This is a genomic window from Curtobacterium sp. NPDC088465 (assembly GCF_044753165.1).
Lineage (GTDB): Bacteria > Actinomycetota > Actinomycetes > Actinomycetales > Microbacteriaceae > Curtobacterium.
The window spans coordinates 54118-78664 of the sequence record NZ_JBIVMR010000001.1 but is presented as its reverse complement, the minus strand read 5'-3'; the positions used below and the strand labels follow the sequence as shown (position 1 = coordinate 78664).

The following is a 24547-nucleotide window of genomic DNA, read 5'->3' as shown; positions in this document are numbered from 1 at the left end:
GCGCCGACCGAGCCTGCGAGGGAGGGGTGTCGGCCGACACCGCGCCTCCCGTCCGTCCCCCGGTCGCCCGTGCGTCTCGTCGCCCCCGGAGGTCGCCCGGCGGGACTACACTGGACACCCCTGTTTCCCGAAGGGTGGCGTGTGTCCGAACCGACCGAGACCGACCGCGAACGTAGCTACGTCGACGGTCTCTTCACCCGTCTCGACGAGCTGACGGCCGAGGCCGAGCAGCGTCTCGCCGAGACCCGCCGCCAGGCGGTCGGCGGCAACCACCAGAGCCGCAGCGAGCGTGACGCCTACGCACGCCTGTACGAGGACACGATCGCCACGCTCGACCGCGTCGGCGACCGCCTGGTCTTCGGTCGGCTCGAGGTGTCCGAGCCGGAGTCGCCCGACGACACGTTCCGGTACATCGGCCGCGTCGGCCTCCGCGACGTCGAGCACCGACCGCTCCTGCTCGACTGGCGCGTCCCCGGTGCGAGCGCCTTCTACCAGGCGACCGCAGCGCACCCGATGGGCATGCGCGCCCGCCGTCACCTGACGCTCGAGGGTCGCACGGTCGTGAACGTCGAGGACGAGGTCTTCGACGCGACCCTGTACGACGACGAGCGCACGCACCTGCAGGGCGAGGGAGCGCTGCTCGCGGCGGTCACCGCCGAGCGCACCGGTCGGATGACCGACATCGTCGCGACGATCCAGGGCGAGCAGGACCGCATCATCCGCTCCGCGCTCGAGGGTGTCCTCATCGTGCAGGGCGGCCCCGGTACGGGCAAGACCGCCGTGGCGCTGCACCGCGCCGCGTACCTGCTGTACACGCACCGCGACCGGCTCCGGGGCTCCGGCGTGCTCATGGTCGGGCCGTCCCCGGCGTTCCTGACGTACATCGAGCAGGTGCTGCCGTCGCTCGGCGAGACCGGCGTGGTGATGGCCTCGCTCGGGTCGCTGTACCCGGGCGTGCACGCGACGATGCACGACCACGGGGACGTCGCCGCGGTGAAGGGCTCGGCGCAGATGGCGTCGCTGCTCCGCCGTGCCGTCCGCTCCCGCCAGGTCGTCCCGACCGAGTCGGTCGTGCTCGACGTCGAGGGGGAGCGGCTCACGGTGCCACCGCAGCTCGTCGCCGACGCCCTCAAGCGGGCGCAGGACCGCGGGAAGCCGCACAACGTCGCCCGGGTGACCTTCAACAAGATCGCCCTCGACGCGATGACCCGCCTGCTCGCCGACCAGCTCCGCGCCCGCGGCACGACGGTGGACGAGGCCGACGAGAAGGTCCTGCGCGAGGACATCCGCAGCTCGTACGACGCCCGTGTCCTGCTCAACACCGCGTGGCTGCCGCTGCCGCCGGAGAAGTTCCTCGAGGACCTGTACGCGCGCCCGAACTGGCTCGCCTCGCTCACGCCGGACTGGACACCCGCACGCCGCGCACTGCTCCAGCGACCGCGTGGCGCGGGCTTCACGATCGAGGACGTCCCGCTCCTCGACGAGGCCGCCGAGCTCCTCGGGCCGTTCGACCCGACCGGCGGTGCCGCGAAGCGCGCGGCCAAGGCCAGCCGCAACCGCGACATCGAGAACGCCCGCCAGGCGATCGAGAACATGGGCGTCGAGGGCATCGTCTCCGCCGAGCAGGTCGCGGGGTCCTTCGCCGAGGGCGGCGATCCCCGCACGACGGCCGAGCGCGCCGCCGAGGACCGCGAGTGGACCTACGGGCACATCGTCGTCGACGAGGCCCAGGAGCTCTCACCGATGCAGTGGCGGGTCCTCGCCCGCCGGAACCCGCTGCGGTCGTTCACGATCGTCGGTGACATGGCGCAGGGTTCCTCGCCGGCCGCCGCGCGCACGTGGGACGACGTCGTCGGTGCGCTCGCACGCCGCCGTCGCGGACGTGCGCCCGTGGTCCCGCTCGACCACCGGATCGCCGAGCTCACGGTCAACTACCGCACGCCGCGCTCCATCGTGCAGGCGGCGGGTGCGTTCGCCGACGCCGCCGGACTGGCGGTCACGCGCACCGAGGCCGTGCGCGACGGCGACCCGGTCGACCGCGTGTCCGTGCCCCGGGCGGCGCTGCTCGACACGGTCGCCGAGCACGTGGACGCCGAGCGGGAGCGCATCGGCTCGGGCACGATCGGCGTCATCGTGCCCGAGGCCGAGCTCACCGCCGTCCGCGACCGACTCGCCCGCACCGACGCCGACGTCCGCGGGCTCGGTTCACCGCGGCCGGGGTCGGTCACGGTGCTCTCGGGAGCGGACGCGAAGGGCCTCGAGTTCGACGGCGTCCTGCTCGTCGACCCGGACCGGGTCGGCGCCGACGCGGCACGCGCCGCGGCCGCGGTCTACGTGGCGATGACGCGACCGACGCGACGGCTGGTCGTCGTCGACGTCACCGACTGATCGGCTCGCCCTCGTCGCGCACCCGCGCGACGAGGGCCGCCCACGCGCCGTCGAGCTGGCTGCCGGGGATCGTGACGGTGGTGCGGGCGACGCTCACCGTCCACGTGAAGTCGTCGGGCACCGCCTGCCGCCGCCGCGCCGGGGCCTCGCGCGGGAGGGCGCCGACCAGGTCGTCCCAGGCGTCCGGGTCGTCGCACGAGTCGGTGTCGATCCGCCAGCCCCGCGAGAGGCCGGCGAACCCACCACTGCGGCGGACGACGATCTGCATGCTCCGGTTCTACGCCGTCACGGACCGGTGAGCACGCCGACGCTCCGCCAGGCGTCCTCGACCGCGGCGTGCTCCGTCGAGCCCTGCCCGAAGCGTGCCGCGGCGGCGTCGACCGTGACCCGTGCGAAGCCGGCGAAGTCGATGTCCTCGGTGGTCTCGGGCGACGTCAGGGCGTCCCACCAGACGGCTCCCGCGCCCTCCCACGCGTACCCGCCGATGGTGGTCGCAGCGAGGAAGAATGCGTGGTTCGGGATGCCCGAGTTCAGGTGCACGCCGCCGGAGTCCTCGGTGGTCTCGACGTAGTCGGCCATGGTCGCCGGCTGCGGGTCCTTCCCGAGCACCGGGTCGTCGTACGCGGTCCCCGGGGCCCGCATCGACCGGAGTGCCACGCCGTGCACGGCGTCGGTGAAGAGCCCCTCGCCGATCAGCCACGTGGCCTGGTCGGCGGTCTGCCCGGCGGCGTACTGCGCGACCAGCGAACCGAACACGTCGCTCACCGACTCGTTCAGCGCGCCCGACTGCCCCTGGTACGTCAGGTCGGCGGTGTACTGGGTCACGCCGTGGGCCAGCTCGTGGCCGATGACGTCGAGCGCGACCGTGAAGCGCCGGAACACCTCGTCGTCCCCGTCGCCGAACACCATGCGCCGCCCGTCCCAGTAGGCGTTGTCGTAGTCCTGCCCGTAGTGCACCGTGGCGTCGAGGGGGAGCCCGGCGCCGTCGATCGACACCCGGCCGAACACGTCGAGCCAGAACGCGTGCGTCGCGCCGAGTCCGGCGTACGCCTCGTCGACCGCGGCGTCACCGGAGTCGGGGTCGCCCTCGCGCCGGACGACCGTGCCGGGCAGGGTGGTCGTGCCGCGCGCGTCGGCGACGGTGCGCTGCGGCGAGCGGTCGACCGAGCCGCTGATGCCCTGCGGTCGGACGCGGTGCTCGTGCTTCGGAGCGGTGACGACGTCCATCTCGGCCAGCGCGGTCCGTGCCGCCGAGGCCGCGCGGGGGTGCTGCGACGCGGCGGCGACGGCGCGCAGCAGGTACGGCGGGACGACGGAGTGGCGGCGGGTGGCGGTCATGGCGCCATGGAACCACCGACGACCGACGACGGTGCTGCCCGGTCCGGAGCGGCTGGCCGGCTGGGGCTGCGGGGGCCCGGCGGGTCAGTCGCGCTGGCGGTGCTCCACCAGCGCCAGGGCGTACGACTCCCACCACTGCCCGGCCGCCGGCCCGCCGTTGCAGGTGCCGTCGCTGAGCCCGGGCGTCTTCACCCAGAGCAGGGCGTCGAGCCGGGTGGACCCCGCGGTGACGTGCGGTGCCTGTCCGAGTCCCGCACCCTCGGGGTTGCACCAGGTGCCGCGCCAGCCCTGCCCGTTCCGCGAGACGTCGATCACGAAGTGCGGGTCGCCACCGATCGCGTCCGCCAACCGGTCGGCGTACGCGCGTTCCGTGTCCACCCGGTAGAAGTTCGAGACGTTCGTCGCGAAGCCCTGCGTCCGGTCGACCCCGGCCGCCCGCAGCCACCGTGCCATCTCGGTGACGGGGACCCGGTCCTCGTTGCCGCCGTCGAGGTACACCGTCAACCCGTGTCCGGCGAGCTCGTCCACGGCGAGGTCCAGCAGTCGCAGGCGCTCCCGGCCGAGGCGCTCGCAGACGTGGATCTGCGCGATCGAGTCCGGTTCGACGAGCACGACCGCGTGCGAGCCGGCCATCGCCCGGACGGCCGACCGCACCCACGGCAGGTAGGCGTCCTCGGCGGTGCCGCCGGCGGAGTAGCTGCCGCAGTCGCGGTCCGGGATCGCGTAGAGGACGAAGACGGGCGTGCGGTGCTGCTGCTCGGCGCCCCGGACCACCCGCCGGACGACCTGTCGGGTGACGGACTCGGAGGGGTTCGTCAGCCAGGTCGCGACGGGCTGGTCCGCGATGACGTCGATCTGCTCGGCGGTCGCGCGTTCGCCGTCCGCCCGGGCCTCCGCGGCTCGGCGCGCAGCCTGTCCGTCCTGGTCCGGCTGGTGGGCCAGGCCGCCCGGGAACGCGGTCGCGGCCGACTCGCGCTCCGCGATCGCCCGGCCCGGCTCGACACCGTTGCTCCTCGTCGTCGTCGCGCCGGGGGTGCCGGTGCCGTCCGGACCGTCATCGGACCCCGACACCGTGGAGAGGACGAGCCCGCCCACGGCCACGGCGACGACCGCTCCCACGGCGAGCACCGCCCACTGTCGTCGTCCGCTGCCCCTGGTGCGGCCGCGCGTCCCCTGCTCCGGCATGCGTCCATGCTGGCAGCAGGCCACAGCGTCGTGCCAGGGTGGCCCGGCGTCCGCCCAGGTGGGGCGCGGCCGGCTGCCAGGAGCCGGCAGCGATACTGACCGGATGTTCCGGAAGCTCCTGCTGCTCGCTCTCACCGCCGGCTACGCCTGGGTGATCTGGCGGATGACCCTCACGCCGCGGGTCTTCACGCATGCGCAGGACGAGCTCGTGCTGCACGTGATCGGTTGGCTGCAGCAGCTGCCGCACGGTGCCTGGTTCACCTACGACCGGGTCGAGTTCCTCGCGAACATCGGGATGTTCGTCCCCGTCGGGATGATCGCGGCGCTGTGGCTGCCGCGTCGCTGGTGGCTGCTGGGCGCCGTGGTCGCGGTCGTCCTGTCGGTCGGGATCGAGCTCGCGCAGGCCCGCTTCCTGCCGTACCGGGTCGCGGATCCGCGGGACGTGCTGTCGAACGGTCTCGGCGGGCTGCTCGGTGCCACCCTCGTCGGGCTCGTCCGGAGCCTGCTGCCGGTGCCGCGACGGCAGCGGCTGCGCGCCCGCCCTGCCTGATCTCTGGTAGTCTCGTCCGGTTGCCGTCGAACGGCCGCGGACAAAGAGCGCCCATGCATCAGGCATGAGCACCGCGCAACGACAGTTCTCGTTCAGAGGACAGGGAAGGGGATCATCCATGGCACTTGACGCGAAGGTCAAGCAGGAGATCATCGAAGAGTACGCGACCCACCCGGGCGACACCGGATCCCCCGAGGTCCAGGTCGCCGTTCTGACGCGTCGCATCAACGACCTGAACGAGCACCTCAAGGAGCACAAGCACGACCACCACTCGCGTCGTGGTCTGCTGCTCATGGTCGGTCAGCGTCGCCGTCTCCTCGGGTACCTCTCCGACGTCGACATCAGCCGCTACCGTGCGCTCATCGAGCGCCTCGGCCTGCGTCGCTAGTCGACTCGCAGACACTGCGTGACCGAACGCCCCGGTCCTCCTCGTGAGGACCGGGGCGTTCCTCGTCCCCGGCCAGCCACGACCGGGAATGGTTGCGCCCCGGCCTCGGTTCGGTACGATGTTCATGCAAACGCATCGAAAGTCGGGAACTGTCATGACCACCATCGCCGTCGTCTCCGCCGGGCTCTCCGAGCCCAGCTCCACCCGCCTGCTCGCGGATCGGCTCGCCGCGTCCGCGGTCACCGCCGTCTCGGCCGACCAGCCGGGAGGCACGGTGGACGTCCGTCACGTCGAGCTGCGTCCGATCGCCCACGAGATCGTCGACGCGATGCTCACCGGGTTCGCCGCACCGGGCCTGGCCGCCGCTCAGCGCACCGTGCTCGAGGCAGACGCGCTCGTCTTCGTCACCCCGGTCTTCACCGCGGGGATGAGCGGTCTGGCGAAGTCGTTCCTCGACGTGCTCGACAAGGACGGCGTGACCGACCTGCCGGTGCTGCTCGCGGCGACCGGGGGCACCGCACGGCACTCGCTCGCGATCGACCACGCCCTCCGCCCGGTGTTCGCGTACCTGCGCGCCGCCGTCGTACCGACCGGTGTCTTCGCCGCGACCGACGACTGGGGGAGCGAGGCGGACTCCGCCGCGCTGGACGCACGCATCCGCCGGGCCGGGGCCGACCTGGCCTGGGCGATCCGCGCCTCCCGGCGGACGCCGCAGCAGGAGACGCTCGCCGCGCCGACCGACTTCGCGTCCCTGCTCGGTGGCCTCGGCCACTGACCCGCGGTACCGGACGGTGTCGGCCGGTCAGTACCAGTGCGGGTTGACGCTCATCTCGTGGTTCCACGCCGCGCAGGGCGAGCCGTAGGCGTCGTGGATGTACGCCAGCCCCCAGTTGACCTGGGTGGCGGCGTTCGTCCGCCAGTCCGCCCCGGCGACCGCCATCTTGCTCGCGGGCAGTGACTGGGGGATGCCGTACGCACCGCTCGAGGCGTTGAAGGCGTTGGCCCGCCAGCCCGACTCCTGGTTCCAGAGGGAGACCAGGCACGAGAACTGGTCGCCGCCCCAGCCGTAGGCGCCGATCGCACTGCGGGCGTACGCCTGCGCACCGGCCGGGTCGACCGTGACGCCGCCCGTGCTCGGGTAGGACGTGTCGGTCCCGCCGCTGGTCGCGACCGGCGCCGGGGCCGAGGGGGCGGCTGCCGCCGCCGCGCGCTGGGCTGCGGCGGCTCGCTCGCGCGCCCGCTGCTGCGCGGCCTTCTGTGCGGCGACCTGCACGCCGAGCTCGTACCGCTGCTCGGTCGTGGCGGTGGTGTCCTTCAGGGTGGCCAGCTGCGCGTAGAGCTCGTCGCTGTGCTGCTGGGTGTCGGCGACGGCCCGCTCGGCGGCGTCGGAGGCCGTCCGGGCCGTGGCGGACCGTTCCTCGGCGGCGGCGGCGAGGGTGCTCCGCTCGGACTCGGCACGCTCGGCCTGGTCGTGCAGCGACTCCGCCGTGCGGCCGGCGACCGAGGCGTCCTCGAGGACGCCCTCCCACGTGCTCGAGAGCTGGTCGACGGCGCCGAGCTGGTAGAGCAGCTGGTCCGGGTCGTCCGTGGTGGCGATGCGCGTGGTCATCGCGTTCTGGCTGCCGTCCCGGTACAGGGTCGCGGCGAGCTGCCCCGCACGGTCCTGCGCCTGGGTGGCGGTGCGCTCGGCGGTGTCGGCCTGGGACCGGAGCGCCGTGGCGGTCTGCGTCGCCGACGCGAGGTCCGCCTCGGCACGCTCGGCGGCCTCGGAGGCGTCGAGGGCGGTCTGCGACTTCGCCGCGGCGTCGGCCTGCACGGACCGCAGTGCCGCCTGCACCTTCGTCGCCTCTGCGGCCGCGGCCTGCTCGTCCCCCTTCGCGCGTTGCACGTCCTGCCACGTGGGGTACTCCGTCGTCGACGCGCTCGCGGGCAGGGCAGTGACGACCGGTGCGACGAGCGCGCCCACGACCACGGCGGCCGCGACGAGCACGCGCCGGGGAGGGCTGGTGCGCATGTCGGCAGGCTACCGGGGACACGCCCGTTCGCCAGGAGCAACACCCGCCGGGTGCCTGAGGACTGGTAAAGTCCTCATCGTCCGGGGACCGTTCTCCGGACGTCACGCTCCGGACGTCACACTCGCGGAGCTGGCACACAACACTGCGCAGACCGGGCACGGAGCTGGTCATCGGTGGTGGCTCGCGGGCCGTTCGGAGTCCCGAGTGCTTCTACTGCTGGCCAGACATGCGCCCCGACCCCTCGGCGCGCACGCACCACGAGTGCCGTCGCCCAGGTCTGCCGAACACGTCAAGGAGGCACCCTTTTGGAGGGTCCCGAGATCAAGTTCGCCGAAGCCGTCATCGACAACGGCAAGTTCGGCAAGCGTGTCGTCCGGTTCGAGACCGGCCGCCTCGCACAGCAGGCCCAGGGCGCGGTCGCCGCGTACCTCGACGAGGAGACCATGCTCCTCTCGGCCACCAGCGCCGGCAAGCACCCGCGTGAGGGCTTCGACTTCTTCCCGCTGACGGTCGACGTCGAGGAGCGCTCGTACGCCGCCGGCAAGATCCCCGGTTCGTTCTTCCGTCGCGAAGGCCGTCCGAGCACCGAGGCGATCCTCGTCTGCCGTCTCATCGACCGGCCGCTGCGCCCGTCGTTCGTCGACGGCCTGCGCAACGAGGTCCAGATCGTCATCACCGTCCTGAGCATCGCGCCGGACGAGTTCTACGACGCGCTCGCGATCAACGCGGCGTCCGCGTCGACGCAGATCTCCGGTCTGCCGTTCTCGGGCCCGATCGCCGGTGTGCGCCTCGCGCTCATCGGTGACCAGTGGGTCGCGTTCCCGAAGGCCTCGCAGCTCGAGGAAGCGGTCTTCGACCTCACCGTCGCCGGCCGTGTCGTCACCGACGACCAGGGCAACGAGGACGTCGCGATCATGATGGTCGAGGCGGAGGCGACCGAGCACGCCTGGGGCCTCATCCAGGGCGGCGCCACCAAGCCCGACGAGGCGATCGTCGCGCAGGGCCTCGAGGCGGCCAAGCCGTTCCTCAAGGTCCTCGTCGAGGCGCAGGCGAAGATGGCCGCACAGTCGGCCAAGGAGATCCAGGACTACCCGGTCTTCCCGCCGTACGCCCCCGAGGTCTACTCCGCCGTCGAGGCCCTCGCCCTCGACGAGCTCAAGGACGTCTACCAGATCGCCGGCAAGCTCGAGCGTCAGGACAAGGACGACGCCCTGAAGGCCCGCGTCAAGGAGGCCGTCGCCGCCAAGGTCGAGGCCGGGGAGCTCCCCGAGTCCGCCAACGGCCAGGTCAGCGGTGCGTACAAGTCGGTCACGAAGAAGGTCGTCCGCGGCCGCATCCTGACCGAGCAGGTCCGCATGGACGGTCGCGGCCTCGCCGACATCCGTCCGCTCGACGCCGAGGTCGCCGTGATCCCGCGCGTCCACGGCTCGGCGATCTTCCAGCGCGGCGAGACGCAGATCCTCGGCGTCACCACGCTGAACATGCTCAAGATGGAGCAGCAGATCGACTCGCTGTCGCCCGTCACGAAGAAGCGCTACCTGCACCACTACAACTTCCCGCCGTACTCGACGGGTGAGACCGGTCGCGTCGGTTCGCCGAAGCGTCGCGAGATCGGGCACGGCTTCCTCGCCGAGCGCGCCCTCGTGCCGGTGCTGCCGTCGCGCGAGGAGTTCCCCTACGCCATCCGTCAGGTGTCCGAGGCCCTCGGCTCCAACGGTTCGACGTCGATGGGCTCCGTCTGCGCCTCGACCCTGTCGCTCCTCAACGCCGGTGTGCCGCTGCGCGCGCCGGTCGCGGGCATCGCGATGGGCCTCGTCTCCGACACCGTCGACGGCCAGACCCGTTACGCGGCGCTGACCGACATCCTCGGTGCCGAGGACGCCCTCGGCGACATGGACTTCAAGGTCGCCGGTACCTCCGAGTTCGTCACCGCCATCCAGCTCGACACGAAGCTCGACGGCATCCCGTCGTCGGTCCTCGACGCCGCGCTGAAGCAGGCCAAGGAGGCCCGCTCGGCCATCCTCGGTGTGCTCACCGAGGCGATCGACGCCCCCGACGAGATGGCGGACACCGCTCCGCGCGTCATCTCGGTGCAGATCCCCGTCGACAAGATCGGCGAGCTGATCGGCCCGAAGGGCAAGACGATCAACGGGATCCAGGACGAGACCGGCGCCGACATCTCGATCGAGGACGACGGCACCGTCTACATCGGCGCCGTCGACGGCCCGTCGGCCGAGGCCGCCCGTGCGCAGGTCAACGCCATCGCGAACCCGACGAACCCGGAGATCGGGGACCAGTTCCTCGGCACGGTCGTCAAGATCGCGACGTTCGGTGCCTTCGTGTCGCTGCTCCCGGGCCGCGACGGTCTGCTCCACGTCTCCGAGGTCCGCAAGCTCGCCGGTGGCAAGCGCGTGGAGAACGTCGAGGACGTGCTCGGCGTCGGCCAGAAGGTCCTGGTCGAGGTCACCAAGGTGGACGACCGCGGCAAGCTCTCGCTCGCGCCGGTCGTCGCCGACGAGGTGGACACCGAGGGCCGCGAGGGCCACGAGAAGCACACCGAGGACAACGCCGAGGGTTGATCCCTCGCGCCTCGCGCTGCTGACACGACGACGGCCGCCGCTCCTGCTGGAGCGGCGGCCGTCGCCGTGTCCCGGGCGGCGTCAGGAGGCGGGCGTCTCCTGCGTGCCGGTGAGCTGCGCGCGGCCGAGCAGGTGCTCGCGGAGCAGGAAGCCGACGACCGCCGGCGTGGCGTCGGCGGGGGCCTCGAGCACCGGCACGTCGAGGGCGCTGACGGTGAAGACGTAGCGGTGCGGACCCTGGCCGGCGGGCGGGGCGGCACCGAGGAAGGTGTCCGTGCCGTACTCGTTGCGACGCCGCAGCGCCTCGGCGGGCAGCAGCGCGTCGTCGGTGCCGGCGCCCTGCGGGAGCGACGTGGTCGAGGCCGGGACGTCCGTCAGGCTCCAGTGCCAGAAGCCCGAGCCGGTCGGCGCGTCGGGGTCGTACACGGTGAGGACGTAGCTCTGCGTGCCGTCGGGGGCGCCGGACCACTCGAGCGCGGGGGAGCGGTCCTCACCACCGGCGTCGGAGCCGCGTGCCCAGTCGGGCAGTGCGCCACCGTCGCTGAAGTCGGGGCTGGTCAGGGTGAACGAGGGGACCTCGGGGAGGTTCCAGTTGGGGTCGTTGGCCATGCGTCCAGCCAACACCCGCGTCCTGTCCCGTGGATGGGACGGACGGGAGGCGCGGGACGGCGCCGCCACGTGCCTCCCGTCCGTCCGCTGCCCACCCGGGAGGCGTCGGACGCGCCCGTCGTGGTCAGCGCGTGATGACGCGCTCGACGACCCGCCCGAGCGCGGCGGTGGCCGCGATGGCGTCGCCGGCGTACGCACCGGCCATGACGCCGTCGCGCGCGAGCATGAGCTCGTCGGCGCCGTCGCCCGGCATCGGGTGTCCGGCGCGCTGCAGCAGCGCGAAGAGCTGTTCCGTGTACCAGTCGCGGTGCGCGGCGACGACCTGGCGGACCGGGTCGCGGGGATCGTGGTACTCGGCAGCGGCGTTGAGGAAGGCGCAGCCGCGGAAGTCCGGTCGGCCGACGTCGTCCGAGACGGCGGAGACCCAGGCGCGGACGGCCTCGACCGGGGAGGCTGCCTCCTCGACCAGGCGCGCGAAGGCCTGCTGCACCCGCTCGTCCTGCGCCCGGATGTAGGCCAGGATCAGGTTGTCCTTCGACCCGTAGTGCTTGTAGAACGTCGCCTTCGTGACGCTCGCCTCGGAGATCAGGCGGTCGACGCCGACGCCGCGGATGCCCTCTTCGTAGAAGAGTCTCGACGCGGTCTCGAGGATGCGGACCTTCGCGCCGCCGGAGCGGGGAGCCGGGGGGACGCTCGACCCGTCCGGCGACGCGAGGTTCGTGCTCGGGCCGGGGAGACGCTGGACGGCCGGTTGGGGGGAATCGACCGTCACAGCGCTGCTCCTCGGACTCATCGGCTCCGCGGGGGAGTGGGGGGACTCTGCCGCGCAGGACTGATGTCCCGAGCCACCGGGTCGGAATCTAGGGGGGCTTCCGACCCGATGTGACGACTGTACCACAGTGAGGACAGACAGACGAGTCTTTCTATCCTCCTCGGATGTACCCCAGTTCGAGGCACGCGCCGCGAGCCTGTGGAATCTGGATGATCGGCCCTGCCGGGTCAGTAGGCTCTCCTGCGATGAACCAGCCAGTGCCGTTGCCGCTCGAGGCCCAGGACACGTCCTTCCTGACGTCCGGTGGTGCCTTCGTCCGTCGATCCGTGCTGCCGTCCGGTGTCCGGGTCCTCACCGAGTCGGTGCCGGGGGCGAGCTCCACGAGCCTCGGCTTCTGGGTCGGTGTCGGGTCCCGTGACGAGCGCGAAGGGCAGTTCGGGTCCACGCACTTCCTCGAGCACCTGCTCTTCAAGGGCACCGGTCGACGCAGCGCACTCGACATCGCCATCGCGTTCGACTCCGTGGGCGGTGAGCACAACGCCGCGACCGCCAAGGAGTACACCTGCTACTACGCGCGGGTCCGGGACACCGACGTCCCGATGGCGGTCGGGGTGATCGGCGACATGGTCACCGGCTCGGTGCTCGACGCGGACGCCTTCGCCGTCGAGCGCGGCGTCATCCTCGAGGAGCTGGCGATGGCCGCCGACGACCCGGCGGACGTCGCGGGCGAGGCCTTCTTCGCCGCTGCCTTCGACGGGCACCCCCTCGGCCGTCCGATCGGCGGGACACCCGAGAGCATCCGTGCCGTCGGGCGCGACGAGGTCCTCGACCACTACCGGGAGCACTACGCACCGAACGGCATCGTCGTCACCGCCGCTGGTGCCGTCGACCACGACCGCTTCCGCGAACTCGTCGAGCGCGTCTTCCGCGACGCCCCGCGGGCCTCGCCGCTCGCCCGGCGCTCTCCGCAGCCCGTCGCCGACCCGGCGGTGCCGCGCCTCGCCGTCGCGCACCGGCCGACCGAGCAGGTCAGCATGCTCCGTGGTTCGCAGGGGCTGGACCTCCGCGACGAACGCCGCCCGGTGCTCAGCGTGCTGAACGCCGTGCTCGGCGGGGGCATGAGCTCGCGCCTCTTCCAGGAGGTCCGCGAGCGCCGCGGACTCGCCTACGCCGTGTCCTCCTTCGCCCCGGCCTACCTCGACAACGGCGCCTTCGGCGTCTACGCCGGCTGTGCCCCGGACAACGTCGCCGGCGTGGTCGAGATCATCGACGCCGAGTTCGCACGGATGGTCGACGACGGCATCACCGAGGACGAGCTCCGCCGCGCCAAGGGCCAGATCGAGGGAGCCCTGACGCTCTCGCTCGAGGACTCCGACGCCCGGATGACCCGCCTCGGCCGGTCCGAACTGGGCACGGGGGAGTTCACCGACCTCGGCACCGCGCTGCAGCGGGTCGACCGGGTCACCGCCGGCGACGTGCTCGACCTGGCGCGCGACCTGCTCACCCGACCCACGATCACCTCGGTGGTGGGAGCCGTGCAGCGGGACGAACTCGCCGCGGCCATCGGCGTCGAGGGGTGACGGACGTGTCGCACTACCTGTACCTCGTCCGGCACGGCGAACACCAGGACGCCGAGCACGGACTCCGCGACGGCAAGCTCTCCGAACGCGGCAAGCGCCAGGCAGTGCTCGTCGCCGACCGCCTCGGCGGGGTGCCCTTCGACGGCGTGTACCACTCGCCGCTCGACGCCCCGAGCGAGACGGCTGCGTACCTCGCGCAGCGGTTGCCCTCGATCCAGCCGGAGCCCTCGACGTTGCTCTTCGACTGCATCCCGTCGGGACCGACGCCGGACATGCCGCACGCGTACCAGGGCTGGTACGGCGGCGTGACGGAAGAGGAGATCGTCGCCGGGCAGGCCCAGATGGGCGACGCCGTCGCCGAGTGGTTCACCCCGGCGCGCGAGGATCGCCACGACCTGCTCATCACGCACAACGCCGTGATCGGCTGGTTCGTCCGCGAGGCCTTCCAGGCACCGGAGTGGCGCTGGATGGGCACCAACGTGGCGCACACGGCACTCACCATCATCCGGATCCGCTCCGCGAAGCCGGCCGAGGTGGTCACCCTCAACGACCTGGCCCACCTGCCGGTGGAGCTCCGCACGGGTCTGCCGGTCGAACAACCCGTCTAGCGGCCCGCCACCCAGCGCGCCACGGGGCCGGCCGGGAGGCACGACACCGGTCAGCGCACCGGCTTGCGGTACCAGGCGGTCGCGTTGGGGTTCTCGTTGAACGCCGCGGTGCGCTCGTACCCGCGGCTCCGGTACATCGCACCCGCGGCGACGAGCGAGTCGTTCGTGTCGAGGACGACGCTCGTCGCGCCGAGGTCCCGCGCGGCGCCCTCCAGTGCGTCCATCACCGCGGTCGCCACGCCCCGACCCCGTCCGGCGGGGGAGACGTAGACGTGCTTCACCTCGAACCGTGCGTCGTCGTCCGGCGTGGCATCGCCGTCCGCACGGGCGGCGATCCGTCGCAGGCCGCCGCACCCGATCGGGAGCGCCCCGTCCTCGTCGACCTCGTACGCGACCACGAACACGCCGTTCGGCGCCGTGAACTCGACGGCCGGGGTGCGCTTCCGCGAGTACGAGCCCTGCGCACTCGGGAAGGTGGCCTCGCGCTCGTCGAGGTAGGCGTCGAGCAGCGCGTCGACCTCGGGTGCGTCGGCGGGAACGGACCTGACCTGGAGCGGCATGCGTCGATCCTAGGATGGAGCCATGGTCACTCCCGTCGCCGTCGTCGGCGCCACCGGTCGTCTCGGGGGCCTGGTGGCCTCCGTCGTGGAGTCGCTCGACGGCTTCGAGCTCGTCGCGTCGCTGTCCTCGAAGGACGCCGTGCACGAGGCACCGCCGTCGGTGTTCGGCGGAGCAGCCGTCGTGGTGGACGTCACCGTCCCCGCACTGAGCCCCGCGATCGTCGACCACGCCCTGGCGAGCGGCGCGAACGTCCTCGTCGGGACCTCCGGCTGGTCGCTCGACCGCCTCGCGACGCTCCGCTCCGGGCTCGAGGCACGGCCCGACCAGGGTGTGCTCGTCGTCCCGAACTTCTCGATCGGGTCGGTGCTCGCCACGCACCTCGCCACGATCGCCGCGCCGTGGTTCCCGTCCGTCGAGATCGTCGAGACGCACCACGCGGGCAAGATCGACAGCCCGTCGGGCACCGCCGTCCGGACCGCCGAGCTCATCGCGGACGCCCGTCGCGAGGTCGGTCCCGTCGACGCCCCGCACGTCGACCAGCGTGCCCGCGGGCAGCAGGTGGCGAGCGTCCCGATCCACTCTCTGCGTCTGCCGGGGGTGAAGGCGGTGCAGGACGTGCTGCTGAGCGGCCCCGGTGAGACCGTCACGATCCGCCACGACACGAACGACGACGTGGCGTACGTCGCAGGCGTCCGGGCGGCGCTGTCCGCCGTGGTCGGTGCCCGCGGCCTGACCGTCGGGCTCGGCAGCGTCCTCGGCATCGGCCAGCCGTGACGTCGACCTGGCGGTCTCTCCGCTCCCCGTTCTGGGGTGCGGCGCTGATGACCCTGCTGCTCGCGCTCTACATCGGGCTCGTCGGTCAGCGTGCGCTCGCGTTCGTGGCGACCGGTCAGCCGATCGGCATCGGCATCGGCGTCGCGCTGTTCGTCGTCGCGGCGATCGGCGCGCTGCTGCTCGTGCTCGAGGTCCGCTTCGGGCTGCGCATCACACGGCTCGGCGCGCGACTCGAGCGCGAGGGCGCGACCCCGGACGACGTCGTCCCCGTCCGCCCGTCGGGGCGCCCCACGCGCGAGGCAGCCGACGAGCTGTTCCCGCGGTACCGGGACGCCGTCGAGGCCGACCCCGAGGACTGGCGCGGCTGGTACCGACTGGGCATCGTCTACGACGCCGCCGGTGACCGCAAGCGGGCGCGAGCGGCGATGCGGACCGCACTGGCGAAGGCGGCGGCGACCCGCTGACGGACGGGAGGCCCGTGGCGGTGTCCGCCACGGGCCTCCCGTCCGTCAGTCGTCGGGTCGTTCCGGTCGTCGGGTCGTTCCGGTTCGTCGGGTCGTTCCGGTCGTCGGGTCAGAAGGCCGCGTCGACCGCGTCCTCGGCGCGCTCGTACCGGAACCGGTAGCCGGACCCGGTGAGCTTGCGCGGCACCATGCGCTGGCTCGAGAGCAGCATCTCGTCGGCGGCCTCGCGGAGCAGCGTGCGCAGGGCGAAGGCCGGCACGCTGAACAGGTAGGGGCGGTGCAGGTCCTCGGCGACGCGGCGGGTGATGCGGTTCGACACCGCGGCCTCCGGCCCGGCCAGGTTGACGGGGCCGCGCACGTCGGCGGCCTCCGGGCTGGTGGCGAGGTGCACGATCGCGCCGACCTCGTCCTCGAGCGCGATCCACGGCCAGAACTGGCCACCGGTGCCGAGCTTGCCGCCCAGTCCCGCCTTGGTGAGCGGTACGAGGGGTGCGAGTGCGCCGCCGCCCTGCCCGACCACGATGCCGGTGCGGAGCAGGACGACGCGGACGCCCTCGGGGGCTGCGGTCGCGGCGGCCTCCCACTGCGTGCAGACGTCGGCGAGGAAGCCCCGGCCGGCCTCGGCGTCGTCGTCGAGGACGTCCACGGGACGGTCGCCGTACACGCCCGAGGCCGACCCGGACAGGAAGAGCGCCGGAGGGTTCGTCGCGTGGCGCATCGCCTCGACGAGGGTCTCCGTGGCCTGCACGCGCGAGTCGAGGATCTCCCGCTTGTACGACTCGGTCCAGGGCAGCCTGCCGATGTTCGCGCCGGCGAGGTTGATCACGACGTCCGCGCCGTCGAGCACCGCCGGGTCGAGCGGTCGCGTGCCGGGGGACCAGCGGAACGCGCTCGCGGTGCGGGGTTCGCTGCGGGTCAGCGTCGTGACGTGGTGTCCGGCCTCGCGCAGGGCGCGGACGAGGGGGGTCCCGATGAAGCCGGACGCACCGGCGACGAGGATCGAGAGCGGCTGGGTCGACATGCGGCCCACGGTACTCAGCGAGCCCCGGGTTCTCCTCGTGGACGGAGGCTCGCCGTGTCGTGGACGTAGGCTCTCCGTGTGAGCGAGACCGTGCAGCCCGATCCCACCGTCCCCACTCCCTACGAAGACCTGCTGCGCCGGGTGCTCGAGGAGGGTGCGCCGAAGGGCGACCGCACCGGCACCGGCACGCGCAGCATCTTCGGCGCGCAGCTCCGGTACGACCTGTCGCAGGGCTTCCCGCTGGTCACGACCAAGCGCGTGCACTTCAAGTCCGTCGCCTACGAGCTGCTCTGGTTCCTGCGCGGCGACGGCAACGCCCGGTGGCTGCAGGAGCACGGCGTGCGCATCTGGAACGAGTGGGCGGACGAGGACGGCGACCTCGGCCCGGTCTACGGCGTGCAGTGGCGCTCGTGGCCGACACCGTCGGGGGAGCACGTCGACCAGATCGCCCAGGTGATCGAGCAGATCCGGACGAACCCGGACTCCCGTCGTCTCATCGTCTCGGCCTGGAACGTCGCCGACGTGCCGGAGATGGCGCTCGCCCCCTGCCACGCGTTCTTCCAGTTCTCCGTGGTCGACGGCAAGCTCTCGTGCCAGCTGTACCAGCGGAGCGCGGACATGTTCCTCGGCGTGCCGTTCAACATCGCGTCCTACGCGCTGCTCACGCACATGATCGCCGCGCAGACCGGGCTCGAGGTCGGCGACTTCGTGTGGACCGGCGGCGACTGCCACGTGTACGACAACCACGTCGAGCAGGTCCGCGAGCAGCTCTCCCGCACGGCGTACCCGTACCCGACGCTCGAGATCGCTCCGCGCGACTCGATCGACGACTACGTGTACGAGGACTTCACGGTCGTCGACTACGAGCACCACCCGGCGATCAAGGCCGCGGTCGCCGTCTGATGGGGTGGACCGAGCCCGTCCGCGGTGTCGGCATGGTCTGGGCGCGCACCGCGTCCGGTGTGATCGGCGCCGACGGCGGCATCCCGTGGCACGTCCCGGAGGACCTCGCGCACTTCCGGCAGGTCACCGGCGACGCCGTGGTCGTGATGGGGCGGCGCACCTGGGACTCACTGCCGCCGCGCTTCCGACCACTGCCGGGGCGTCGGAACGTCGTGCTGACGCGGGACCCCTCGTGGTCGGCCGAGGGCGCCGAGGTCGTGCACGACCTGGCGACCGCACTCGACACCGACGAGACCGTGTGGGTGATCGGCGGGGGAGCCGTCTACGCCGACGCCCTGCCCTTCGCCGACCGGGTGTCCGAGACGATCGTCGACCGCGACGTACCGGGAGACACCCGCGCGCCGGCGCTCGACGACGTGTGGGAGCTCGTCGACGAGGGCCCGTGGCAGGAGTCGCGCGTCGACGCCACCCGCTACCGCTTCCGGGAGTGGCGCCGCCGCGCGTAGTGCCCGCGGTGCCCGCGGTGCCCGCGGTGCCCGCGGTGCCCGCGGCCGGCACGCGCCGGCGCGACGTGCTCGCGCACAACACGAAGCACGTCGCGCCACGCAATCCCGTGGCGCGACGTGCTTCCGGTTGTGCACCGCGCCAGCGCGCGGCGTCCACCCGCCGGGCCGTGAGTCGCCGCACGGAGCCGAGCCGCGCCTCCCGGCCGCAGCCGCGCGCCGTCCGCGAGCCGCGCCTCCCGCACGGAGCCGAGCCGCGCCTCCCGGCCGCAGCGGAGCCGCGCCGGAGCCGGCCGCGGCGTCGCACCGTCCGCGAGCCGCGCACCGTCCGACCGGACGGCGGTGCCGTCGCGCATCCCCGGTACGCTGGAGGGCGTGTCCCCGCGTGAGAATCCCTTCGGTCAGGTCCTCGTCGCCCTCGTGACGCCGTTCACGGCCGACGGCGAGGTCGACTGGCCCGGCGTCGAGCAGCACATCGACGACTGCATCACGGCCGGCGCCGACGGCATCGTCGTCACCGGCACCACCGGCGAGACGAGCACGCTGACCGACCCGGAGAAGCTCCGCCTGGTCGAGGTCGGCAAGTCCGTCGCCGCGGGCCGCGCGAAGATCATCACGGGCGGCGGCTCCAACGAGACCGCGCACGCGATCCACCTCTACAAGCAGAGCGAGAAGGCCGGCGCCGACGGCGTGATGATCGTCACGCCGTACTACAACAAGCCGACCCAGGCGGGCGTCCTCACCCACTTCCGGATGATCGCCGACGCCACCGACCTGCCGGTGATCCTGTACGACATCCCGGGCCGCACGGGCATCCCGATCACGTACGAGACCATCGTGCGGGCGTCACACCACCCGAACATCCTCGCCGTGAAGGACGCCAAGGGTGACTTCGCCGAGGTCTCCCGGGTGCTCAACAACACCGACCTCATGTACTTCTCGGGCGACGACACGAACGTGCTCCCGCACCTGTCGATCGGCGCCACCGGGCTGATCGGCGTCACGGCGAACATCACGAGCACGCCGTACCGCACGATCGTCGACGCCGTGAACCGCGGCGACCTGGCGACCGCCACCGCGGAGCACAAGCGCGTCGAACCGCTCGTCCGTGCGATCATGACCCACGTCCCCGGGACCGTCGCGGCGAAGTACGTGCTCCACGGCCTCGGCCGGATCGGCAGCCCGCGCGTCCGGCTGCCGCTCGTCGGCCCCGAGGACACCGAGGCCTACGCCATCGAGACCTCCCTCGAAGCGGTCCGGGACATCCCCGGTGCCGACTTCTCGAACTTCCGCCCGGACCGCAACGCGGCGGCCGGCGGCGCACTGCCGAAGGTGCCAGGCACCACACGTTAGGAAAGCACGCGGCGCAGCGGTAGCGCGTCGCACGACAGTCAGGACCGAATGCCCACCCAGATCTCCACACCGCAGCCGCTCGAACCCGGCACCCTCCGCGTGATCCCCGTCGGGGGTCTCGGCGAGATCGGTCGCAACATGACCGTGTACGAGTTCGACGGCAAGCTGCTCGTCGTCGACGCCGGCGTGCTCTTCCCCGAGGAGCACCAGCCGGGCGTCGACCTCATCCTCCCCGACTTCGGGCCGATCCGGGACCGTCTGGACGACGTCCTCGGTGTCGTGCTCACCCACGGGCACGAGGACCACATCGGCGCCGTCCCCTACCTGCTCAAGCTCAAGGGCGACATCCCCCTGATCGGTTCGACGCTGACCCTCGCGCTCGTCGAGGCGAAGCTCAAGGAACACCGGATCAAGCCCTACACGCTCGTCGTGCAGGAGGACCAGACCGAGCAGCTCGGTCCGTTCCACCTCGAGTTCGTCGCCGTGAACCACTCCATCCCGGACGCCCTCGCCGTCGCGATCACGACCCCCGCCGGGCGCGTGCTGCACACCGGTGACTTCAAGATGGACCAGCTCCCGCTGGACGACCGGATCACCGACCTCCGTGCCTTCGCCCGCCTGGGCGAGCAGGGCGTCGACCTGTTCCTGCCGGACTCGACCAACGCCGACGTCCCCGGGTTCACCGCGCCCGAGCGTGACATCGGACCGGTGCTCGAGAACGTCATCTCCCGCGCCCGCAAGAAGGTCGTCGTCGCCAGCTTCTCGTCGCACGTCCACCGCGTGCAGCAGGTCCTCGACGCCGCCGCCGCGACCAACCGCAAGGTCGCGTTCATGGGGCGGTCGATGATCCGGAACATGACCATCGCCGCCGAGCTCGGCTACCTCCGGGTGCCGGACGACGTGCTCATCGACACGAAGAAGGCGAAGAACGTCCCGGACGACCAGATCGTCTACATGTCGACGGGGTCGCAGGGCGAGCCGATGGCCGTCCTCGCGCGCATGGCGAACCTCGAGCACCAGATCGAGATCGGCGAGGGCGACACCGTCATCCTCGCGTCGAGCCTCATCCCGGGCAACGAGAACGCCGTCTACCGGGTCATCGACGGGCTGACGAAGCTCGGCGCGAAGGTGGTCCACAAGGGCAACGCGAAGGTGCACGTCTCCGGCCACGCGTCGGCCGGCGAGCTCCTCTACTGCTACAACATCCTGCGCCCGCGCAACGTGCTGCCCGTGCACGGCGAGCACCGCCACCTGTACGCGAACGCCGACCTGGCGATCCAGACGGGTGTGCCGCCGCGCAACGTCATCCTCGGCCAGGACGGCATCGTCGTCGACCTGAAGGACGGCGTCGCGAGCGTCGCCGGACAGCTCGACATCGCCTACGTCTACGTCGACGGATCGACCGTGGGCGAGATCACCGACGCCGACCTCAAGGACCGTCGGGTCCTGGCGGAGGAGGGCTTCATCTCGATCTTCTGCGCCGTGGACTTCACGACGGGGCAGTGCGTGGTCGGCCCGGAGATCCAGTCGCGCGGCTTCGCCGAGGACGACTCCGTCTTCGACGACGTCCGTCCGCAGATCGCGAAGGCGCTCGCCGACGCGGCGGGCAACGGCACACGGGACGCGCACGCCTTCCAGCAGGTCGTCCGCCGCACCGTCGGCCGCTGGGTGAACACGAAGCACCGCCGCCGCCCGATGATCGTCCCGGTGGTCATCGAGGCGTAGGCAGACGCGCCGCAGCCGGCCGGGAGGCACGGCGAGCGTTCCCCGGGAACGCTCGCCGTGCCTCCCGGCCGCGTTGCACCCCGTGGTGCGGACGGGCGTCCACCGCGCGACCGGCCGGGTGGCCGACCTGCGTCATCCCACAGGCTGATGCTCCCTCGGTATGTCAGCCAATACCGTCCCAGGGTGACCGTCCTGCGTCGCTGGGTGTGGCCCGGCCTGAAGTTCCTCGTGTTCGCCGCCATCGCGGTGTCCCTCGTCCGCCTCGCCTTCTTCGCGGCGCAGCCCGAGGGCGAGGAGACGACCCCGACCGCGCAGCTGGAGGACCCGACCGTCACCGTCGAGACGGGGGACGTCGTCAACGACGTCGAGGCGACCGGTCACGTCGAGTCCGTCGCCGCGACGCCGGTGCGTTCCACCGCCGAGGGCACCGTCAACCGGGTCTTCGTGACGAACGGCACGCACGTCGAGCAGGGCGCGCCGATCATCGACCTGCGGGTCGAGACCCCGGCGGAGGGCACGACCGAGGACGGCGAGCCCTCGCCGGCATCCGTGACCTTCGCGACCGTCGTCGCCTCGTCGTCCGGCACGGTGTCCGGACTCGACCTGGTGGCGAAGCAGCCCGTCGCGATCGGTGACACCGTCGCCCGGGTCGCCCCGGAGTCGTACCGTGTGACCGCGACGCTCGAGGCCGCGCAGCTCTACCGACTCACCTCGCGCCCCTCCGAGGCGACCGTGACGATCACGGACGGGCCGGCGCCCTTCACCTGCACGAACCTCGCGCTCAGCTCCGCGTCCGCCTCGGCGGCGGGCGAGCCGTCGGACGCGGGTGCCGACGGTGCGGACGGTGGCGGGGGCTCCTCGGGTGCCGACGGTGCGACGCAGCTGCGGTGCGACGTCCCCGGGGACGTCACCGTGTTCCCGGGGCTCGAGGTCACGGTCGCCGTGTCCGCGGGCTCGGCCGAGGGCGTGCTGACGCTCCCGACGACCGCCGTGCAGGGGACCGCGCAGCGCGGCGTCGTCACCGTCGTCGACGACGACGGGAAGCGCTCCGAACGCCAGGTCGCCCTCGGCCTCAACGACGGCGAGACGGTCGAGGTGCGTGAAGGGCTGACCGAGGGCGAGACCGTCCTGCAGTTCGTCCCCGGCAAGGAGGCGCAGCCCGAGGACGAGTTCGCCGAGGACGGCGCGGTGGTGACCGGATGAGCCTCGTGCACGTCCGCGACCTCCGGAAGTCCGTCCCGCTCCCCGACGGCTCCACGCTGGAGATCCTGCGCGGTGTCGACCTCGACGTCGAGGCGGACAGCCGCGTCGCCATCGTCGGCCGCTCGGGCTCGGGCAAGTCGACCCTGCTCAACGTCCTCGGCCTGCTCGACACCCCGAGCGAGGGGATGCACGAGTTCGACGGGCGGGACGTCGGCCGTGCCGGCTCGGTCCGACGCGACCGGGTGCGCGGCGCGGACGTCGGCTTCGTCTTCCAGCAGTTCAACCTGCTGCAGGGTCGCACCGCGGTCGAGAACGTCGAGGTCCCGTTGCTCTACGCGACCGGCCGGGCGTTCTGGTCCCGTCGTCGCCTGGCACTGGAGATGCTCGACCGGGTGGGCCTCGCCGACCGTGCCGACACGCAGCCGCACCGGCTCTCCGGCGGGGAGCAGCAGCGCGTCGCCATCGCCCGGGCACTCGTCCGGTCGCCGCGGCTCATCCTCGCCGACGAGCCGACCGGTGCACTCGACGTCGACACCGGCCGCGTGGTCATGGAGCTGCTCGAGACCGTCGCGGCCGAGACCGGCGCGGCGCTCGTCACCATCACCCACGACACCGCGGTCGCAGCACGGGCGGACGTCGTCCACCGGATCGACCACGGGCTCGTCGTCGACACGGCAGCGTCCGCTACCGCGTCCGCCTCCGCGTCAGGGTCCGCCTCCGCGTCCGAGTCCGCCTCCGTCGAGCGGCCGGGGGTGGCGGCGTGAACCGGCTCCTCACCACCGTCGTCGGGACGTTCGTCGAGTCCTGGCAGGAGCTCCGCGTGCACCGCGGCCGGGTCGTGCTCAGCCTGATCGGGGTCACGATCGCGGTGGCGTCGCTCGCGGTCGTCGTCGGGTTCGGGTCGCTCGCCGAGCGGGTGACCGCCGCCTTCAACGAGCAGTACGGCGGACGGCCGGCGACCTACCAGGTCACCGGCTCGTCCTCGGCCACGGGGGACGGCACGGGTGCCGCTGCCGCGGCCGACGCTGCGGCGCTCGACCGGGAACTCCGCGCCGGCGCCGAGCGCTACCACGTCCGGTTCTCGACCGAGGCGTCGTGGACGCAGCGCCCCGTGCAGTTCCCCGACGGGGTCACCCTGGCCCAGGGCGTCACCGTCGACCCCGCGTACGCCGAGATGCACCGCGTCCGCGTCGACGACGGCGCGTGGTTCACCGAGGACGACCGGGATCGACTCGCGCCGGCGCTCGTCGTCAACCAGGCGTTCCTCGACCGTCTCGGCAGCCCGGACGTCGTCACGCACCCGGTCGTGCGCCTGCCGGGGACGCCCGACGTCACCGCGGTCGTGATCGGCCGGTACGTGTCCTCGGAGTACGACACCGAGCCGATGTTCTACCAGCTGGCGCGGTCGGTCGCGACGTCGAGCGCGGAGGCCGCACCCGACGACGGTTCGCAGCGGCTGTTCGAGGTGTGGGTACCGGAGAGCGACGGGAAGGCGGTCGCCGGACGGATCGCATCGGACGCCGAGCGGGCGCTCGGCCCCGGGTGGACCGTCGACGCGAACCGTTCCGACGCGGCCGGCTCGGTCGACGGCGACCCGCTCGGTGCGCTGCGCTGGGTGATCGCCGGGGTCGCCGTCCTCGTCCTGGTGCTCGGCGGGCTCGGGCTGCTCAACGTGTCGCTGGTGAGCGTCCGGCAGCGGATCCGCGAGATCGGCATCCGACGCGGGGTCGGTGCGACCGCCGGACGCATCTTCGTCGCCGTGCTGCTCGAGAACGTGCTGGGGACGCTGGTCGCCGGCGGGATCGGCGTCATGGTCGGCGCGGCGGTGCTCGGGAACGAGACCGTCCGGGGGCTGATCACGAGCGGGGTCGACGTCGGGGGAGCGCCCTTCCCGGTCGAGGCGGCGCTGATCGGTGTCGGCTCGGCGCTGCTCGTCGGGGCGCTCGCCGGGTTCCTGCCCGCGATCGTGGCGGTCCGGGTCAAGGTCATCGACGCGATCCGGTACTGAGCGCGGAGGGCGTCCGGTCG

24 protein-coding genes are annotated in these 24547 nt (G+C 72.5%); 16 read left to right on the top strand and 8 right to left on the bottom strand.

Features of this window, described 5'->3' with window-relative positions; genetic code table 11:
* The first annotated feature begins 141 nt into the window (after positions 1 to 141).
* A complete protein-coding gene (locus tag ACIP6W_RS00365) occupies positions 142 to 2388 on the top strand; it encodes a HelD family protein (RefSeq protein ID WP_400427598.1) in 2247 nt (748 codons plus the stop codon).
* Here ACIP6W_RS00365 and ACIP6W_RS00360 read toward each other — a convergent pair.
* From ACIP6W_RS00360 to ACIP6W_RS00350, 3 genes are all read right to left on the bottom strand, one after another.
* Positions 2378 to 2656 carry a protealysin inhibitor emfourin gene (locus ACIP6W_RS00360; RefSeq protein ID WP_066653244.1) on the bottom strand — a complete coding sequence of 93 codons (279 nt, stop codon included), beginning with the start codon at positions 2654 to 2656 and terminating at the stop codon, positions 2378 to 2380. The two genes, ACIP6W_RS00365 and ACIP6W_RS00360, sit on opposite strands and share 11 nt — an antisense overlap.
* Before the next feature lie 17 nt (positions 2657 to 2673).
* Positions 2674 to 3726 (bottom strand): M4 family metallopeptidase, encoded by a 1053-nt coding sequence (locus tag ACIP6W_RS00355; protein WP_400427595.1) that lies wholly within the window; start codon positions 3724 to 3726, stop codon positions 2674 to 2676.
* A gap of 84 nt (positions 3727 to 3810) precedes the next feature.
* Positions 3811 to 4911 carry a glycoside hydrolase family 6 protein gene (locus ACIP6W_RS00350; protein ID WP_209686078.1) on the bottom strand — a complete coding sequence of 367 codons (1101 nt, stop codon included), beginning with the start codon at positions 4909 to 4911 and terminating at the stop codon, positions 3811 to 3813.
* Positions 4912 to 5014: 103 nt separating this feature from the next.
* Here ACIP6W_RS00350 and ACIP6W_RS00345 point away from each other — a divergent pair, with 103 nt between their 5' ends.
* The 3 genes from ACIP6W_RS00345 to ACIP6W_RS00335 all read left to right on the top strand — a co-directional run bounded on the left by ACIP6W_RS00345 (position 5015) and on the right by ACIP6W_RS00335 (position 6624).
* A complete protein-coding gene (locus tag ACIP6W_RS00345; RefSeq protein WP_066653249.1) occupies positions 5015 to 5461 on the top strand; it encodes a VanZ family protein in 447 nt (148 codons plus the stop codon).
* A gap of 118 nt (positions 5462 to 5579) precedes the next feature.
* Complete coding sequence (gene rpsO, locus ACIP6W_RS00340; RefSeq protein ID WP_058742593.1) at positions 5580 to 5849, top strand: 30S ribosomal protein S15; 270 nt, start codon at positions 5580 to 5582, stop codon at positions 5847 to 5849.
* A gap of 154 nt (positions 5850 to 6003) precedes the next feature.
* Complete coding sequence (locus tag ACIP6W_RS00335; protein ID WP_400427593.1) at positions 6004 to 6624, top strand: CE1759 family FMN reductase; 621 nt, start codon at positions 6004 to 6006, stop codon at positions 6622 to 6624.
* A gap of 27 nt (positions 6625 to 6651) precedes the next feature.
* Here ACIP6W_RS00335 and ACIP6W_RS00330 read toward each other — a convergent pair whose 3' ends face one another.
* Positions 6652 to 7863 carry a coiled-coil domain-containing protein gene (locus ACIP6W_RS00330; RefSeq protein WP_400427590.1) on the bottom strand — a complete coding sequence of 404 codons (1212 nt, stop codon included), beginning with the start codon at positions 7861 to 7863 and terminating at the stop codon, positions 6652 to 6654.
* A gap of 306 nt (positions 7864 to 8169) precedes the next feature.
* On the opposite strand from ACIP6W_RS00330, the gene ACIP6W_RS00325 reads away from it, so the two are divergent.
* A complete protein-coding gene (locus ACIP6W_RS00325; protein ID WP_066653253.1) occupies positions 8170 to 10443 on the top strand; it encodes a polyribonucleotide nucleotidyltransferase in 2274 nt (757 codons plus the stop codon).
* Positions 10444 to 10524: 81 nt separating this feature from the next.
* Here ACIP6W_RS00325 and ACIP6W_RS00320 read toward each other — a convergent pair whose 3' ends face one another.
* Entirely contained in the window at positions 10525 to 11052 is a 528-nt protein-coding gene (locus ACIP6W_RS00320; RefSeq protein WP_400427588.1) for a YbhB/YbcL family Raf kinase inhibitor-like protein, read from the bottom strand.
* A 124-nt stretch (positions 11053 to 11176) separates the two neighbouring features.
* Entirely contained in the window at positions 11177 to 11824 is a 648-nt protein-coding gene (locus ACIP6W_RS00315; protein ID WP_066653259.1) for a TetR/AcrR family transcriptional regulator, read from the bottom strand.
* A 245-nt stretch (positions 11825 to 12069) separates the two neighbouring features.
* On the opposite strand from ACIP6W_RS00315, the gene ACIP6W_RS00310 reads away from it, so the two are divergent.
* A complete protein-coding gene (locus ACIP6W_RS00310) occupies positions 12070 to 13404 on the top strand; it encodes a pitrilysin family protein (protein ID WP_066653262.1) in 1335 nt (444 codons plus the stop codon).
* Between the two features lie 5 nt (positions 13405 to 13409).
* Positions 13410 to 14012, top strand: a complete 603-nt coding sequence (locus tag ACIP6W_RS00305; protein ID WP_066657952.1) for a histidine phosphatase family protein — start codon at positions 13410 to 13412, stop codon at positions 14010 to 14012.
* Between the two features lie 50 nt (positions 14013 to 14062).
* On the opposite strand, the gene ACIP6W_RS00300 is transcribed toward ACIP6W_RS00305, so the two are convergent.
* Positions 14063 to 14572, bottom strand: coding sequence for a GNAT family N-acetyltransferase (locus ACIP6W_RS00300; protein ID WP_251154818.1), 510 nt, complete (start codon positions 14570 to 14572; stop codon positions 14063 to 14065).
* 22 nt (positions 14573 to 14594) lie between these two features.
* On the opposite strand from ACIP6W_RS00300, the gene ACIP6W_RS00295 reads away from it, so the two are divergent.
* Together ACIP6W_RS00295 and ACIP6W_RS00290 are read left to right on the top strand one after the other, a co-directional pair.
* Positions 14595 to 15347, top strand: a complete 753-nt coding sequence (locus ACIP6W_RS00295) for a 4-hydroxy-tetrahydrodipicolinate reductase (RefSeq protein ID WP_209686068.1) — start codon at positions 14595 to 14597, stop codon at positions 15345 to 15347.
* 47 nt (positions 15348 to 15394) lie between these two features.
* Entirely contained in the window at positions 15395 to 15811 is a 417-nt protein-coding gene (locus tag ACIP6W_RS00290; RefSeq protein WP_400427585.1) for a tetratricopeptide repeat protein, read from the top strand.
* Between the two features lie 109 nt (positions 15812 to 15920).
* Here ACIP6W_RS00290 and ACIP6W_RS00285 read toward each other — a convergent pair whose 3' ends face one another.
* Positions 15921 to 16832 carry a TIGR01777 family oxidoreductase gene (locus tag ACIP6W_RS00285; protein WP_400427582.1) on the bottom strand — a complete coding sequence of 304 codons (912 nt, stop codon included), beginning with the start codon at positions 16830 to 16832 and terminating at the stop codon, positions 15921 to 15923.
* Positions 16833 to 16910: 78 nt separating this feature from the next.
* Between ACIP6W_RS00285 and ACIP6W_RS00280 the strand changes: the two genes are divergently transcribed.
* The 7 genes from ACIP6W_RS00280 (at position 16911) to ACIP6W_RS00250 (ending at position 24527) form a co-directional block, all read left to right on the top strand.
* On the top strand, positions 16911 to 17735 hold the full coding sequence (locus ACIP6W_RS00280; RefSeq protein ID WP_251154821.1) for a thymidylate synthase: 825 nt from the start codon (positions 16911 to 16913) through the stop codon (positions 17733 to 17735).
* Positions 17735 to 18241: a dihydrofolate reductase gene (locus tag ACIP6W_RS00275; protein ID WP_400427580.1), complete on the top strand. Its 507-nt coding sequence runs from the start codon at positions 17735 to 17737 to the stop codon at positions 18239 to 18241. The genes ACIP6W_RS00280 and ACIP6W_RS00275 overlap by 1 nt, the downstream gene beginning before the upstream one ends.
* Positions 18242 to 18613: 372 nt before the next feature.
* Positions 18614 to 19591 carry a 4-hydroxy-tetrahydrodipicolinate synthase gene (gene dapA, locus ACIP6W_RS00270; RefSeq protein ID WP_058730183.1) on the top strand — a complete coding sequence of 326 codons (978 nt, stop codon included), beginning with the start codon at positions 18614 to 18616 and terminating at the stop codon, positions 19589 to 19591.
* 48 nt (positions 19592 to 19639) lie between these two features.
* Positions 19640 to 21316, top strand: a complete 1677-nt coding sequence (locus tag ACIP6W_RS00265) for a ribonuclease J (RefSeq protein ID WP_209686063.1) — start codon at positions 19640 to 19642, stop codon at positions 21314 to 21316.
* Between the two features lie 183 nt (positions 21317 to 21499).
* Positions 21500 to 22519 carry an HlyD family efflux transporter periplasmic adaptor subunit gene (locus tag ACIP6W_RS00260; protein ID WP_400427578.1) on the top strand — a complete coding sequence of 340 codons (1020 nt, stop codon included), beginning with the start codon at positions 21500 to 21502 and terminating at the stop codon, positions 22517 to 22519.
* Complete coding sequence (locus tag ACIP6W_RS00255; protein ID WP_400427576.1) at positions 22516 to 23283, top strand: ABC transporter ATP-binding protein; 768 nt, start codon at positions 22516 to 22518, stop codon at positions 23281 to 23283. The genes ACIP6W_RS00260 and ACIP6W_RS00255 overlap by 4 nt, the downstream gene beginning before the upstream one ends.
* Positions 23280 to 24527, top strand: a complete 1248-nt coding sequence (locus ACIP6W_RS00250) for an ABC transporter permease (protein WP_066653280.1) — start codon at positions 23280 to 23282, stop codon at positions 24525 to 24527. Before ACIP6W_RS00255 ends, ACIP6W_RS00250 begins: the two co-directional genes overlap by 4 nt.
* Positions 24528 to 24547 lie beyond the last annotated feature (20 nt).

Coding starts and splice junctions, on each gene's coding strand:
- ACIP6W_RS00360 (WP_066653244.1), bottom strand. CDS start 2,656: ATGCAGATCGTCGTCCGCCGCAGTGGTGGGTTCGCCGGCCTCTCGCGG.
- ACIP6W_RS00255 (WP_400427576.1), top strand. CDS start 22,516: ATGAGCCTCGTGCACGTCCGCGACCTCCGGAAGTCCGTCCCGCTCCCC.
- ACIP6W_RS00265 (WP_209686063.1), top strand. CDS start 19,640: ATGCCCACCCAGATCTCCACACCGCAGCCGCTCGAACCCGGCACCCTC.
- ACIP6W_RS00300 (WP_251154818.1), bottom strand. CDS start 14,572: ATGCCGCTCCAGGTCAGGTCCGTTCCCGCCGACGCACCCGAGGTCGAC.
- ACIP6W_RS00330 (WP_400427590.1), bottom strand. CDS start 7,863: ATGCGCACCAGCCCTCCCCGGCGCGTGCTCGTCGCGGCCGCCGTGGTC.
- ACIP6W_RS00355 (WP_400427595.1), bottom strand. CDS start 3,726: ATGACCGCCACCCGCCGCCACTCCGTCGTCCCGCCGTACCTGCTGCGC.
- ACIP6W_RS00275 (WP_400427580.1), top strand. CDS start 17,735: ATGGGGTGGACCGAGCCCGTCCGCGGTGTCGGCATGGTCTGGGCGCGC.
- ACIP6W_RS00350 (WP_209686078.1), bottom strand. CDS start 4,911: ATGCCGGAGCAGGGGACGCGCGGCCGCACCAGGGGCAGCGGACGACGA.
- ACIP6W_RS00290 (WP_400427585.1), top strand. CDS start 15,395: ATGACCCTGCTGCTCGCGCTCTACATCGGGCTCGTCGGTCAGCGTGCG.
- ACIP6W_RS00335 (WP_400427593.1), top strand. CDS start 6,004: ATGACCACCATCGCCGTCGTCTCCGCCGGGCTCTCCGAGCCCAGCTCC.
- ACIP6W_RS00285 (WP_400427582.1), bottom strand. CDS start 16,832: ATGTCGACCCAGCCGCTCTCGATCCTCGTCGCCGGTGCGTCCGGCTTC.
- ACIP6W_RS00320 (WP_400427588.1), bottom strand. CDS start 11,052: ATGGCCAACGACCCCAACTGGAACCTCCCCGAGGTCCCCTCGTTCACC.
- ACIP6W_RS00345 (WP_066653249.1), top strand. CDS start 5,015: ATGTTCCGGAAGCTCCTGCTGCTCGCTCTCACCGCCGGCTACGCCTGG.
- rpsO (WP_058742593.1), top strand. CDS start 5,580: ATGGCACTTGACGCGAAGGTCAAGCAGGAGATCATCGAAGAGTACGCG.
- ACIP6W_RS00310 (WP_066653262.1), top strand. CDS start 12,070: ATGAACCAGCCAGTGCCGTTGCCGCTCGAGGCCCAGGACACGTCCTTC.
- ACIP6W_RS00295 (WP_209686068.1), top strand. CDS start 14,595: ATGGTCACTCCCGTCGCCGTCGTCGGCGCCACCGGTCGTCTCGGGGGC.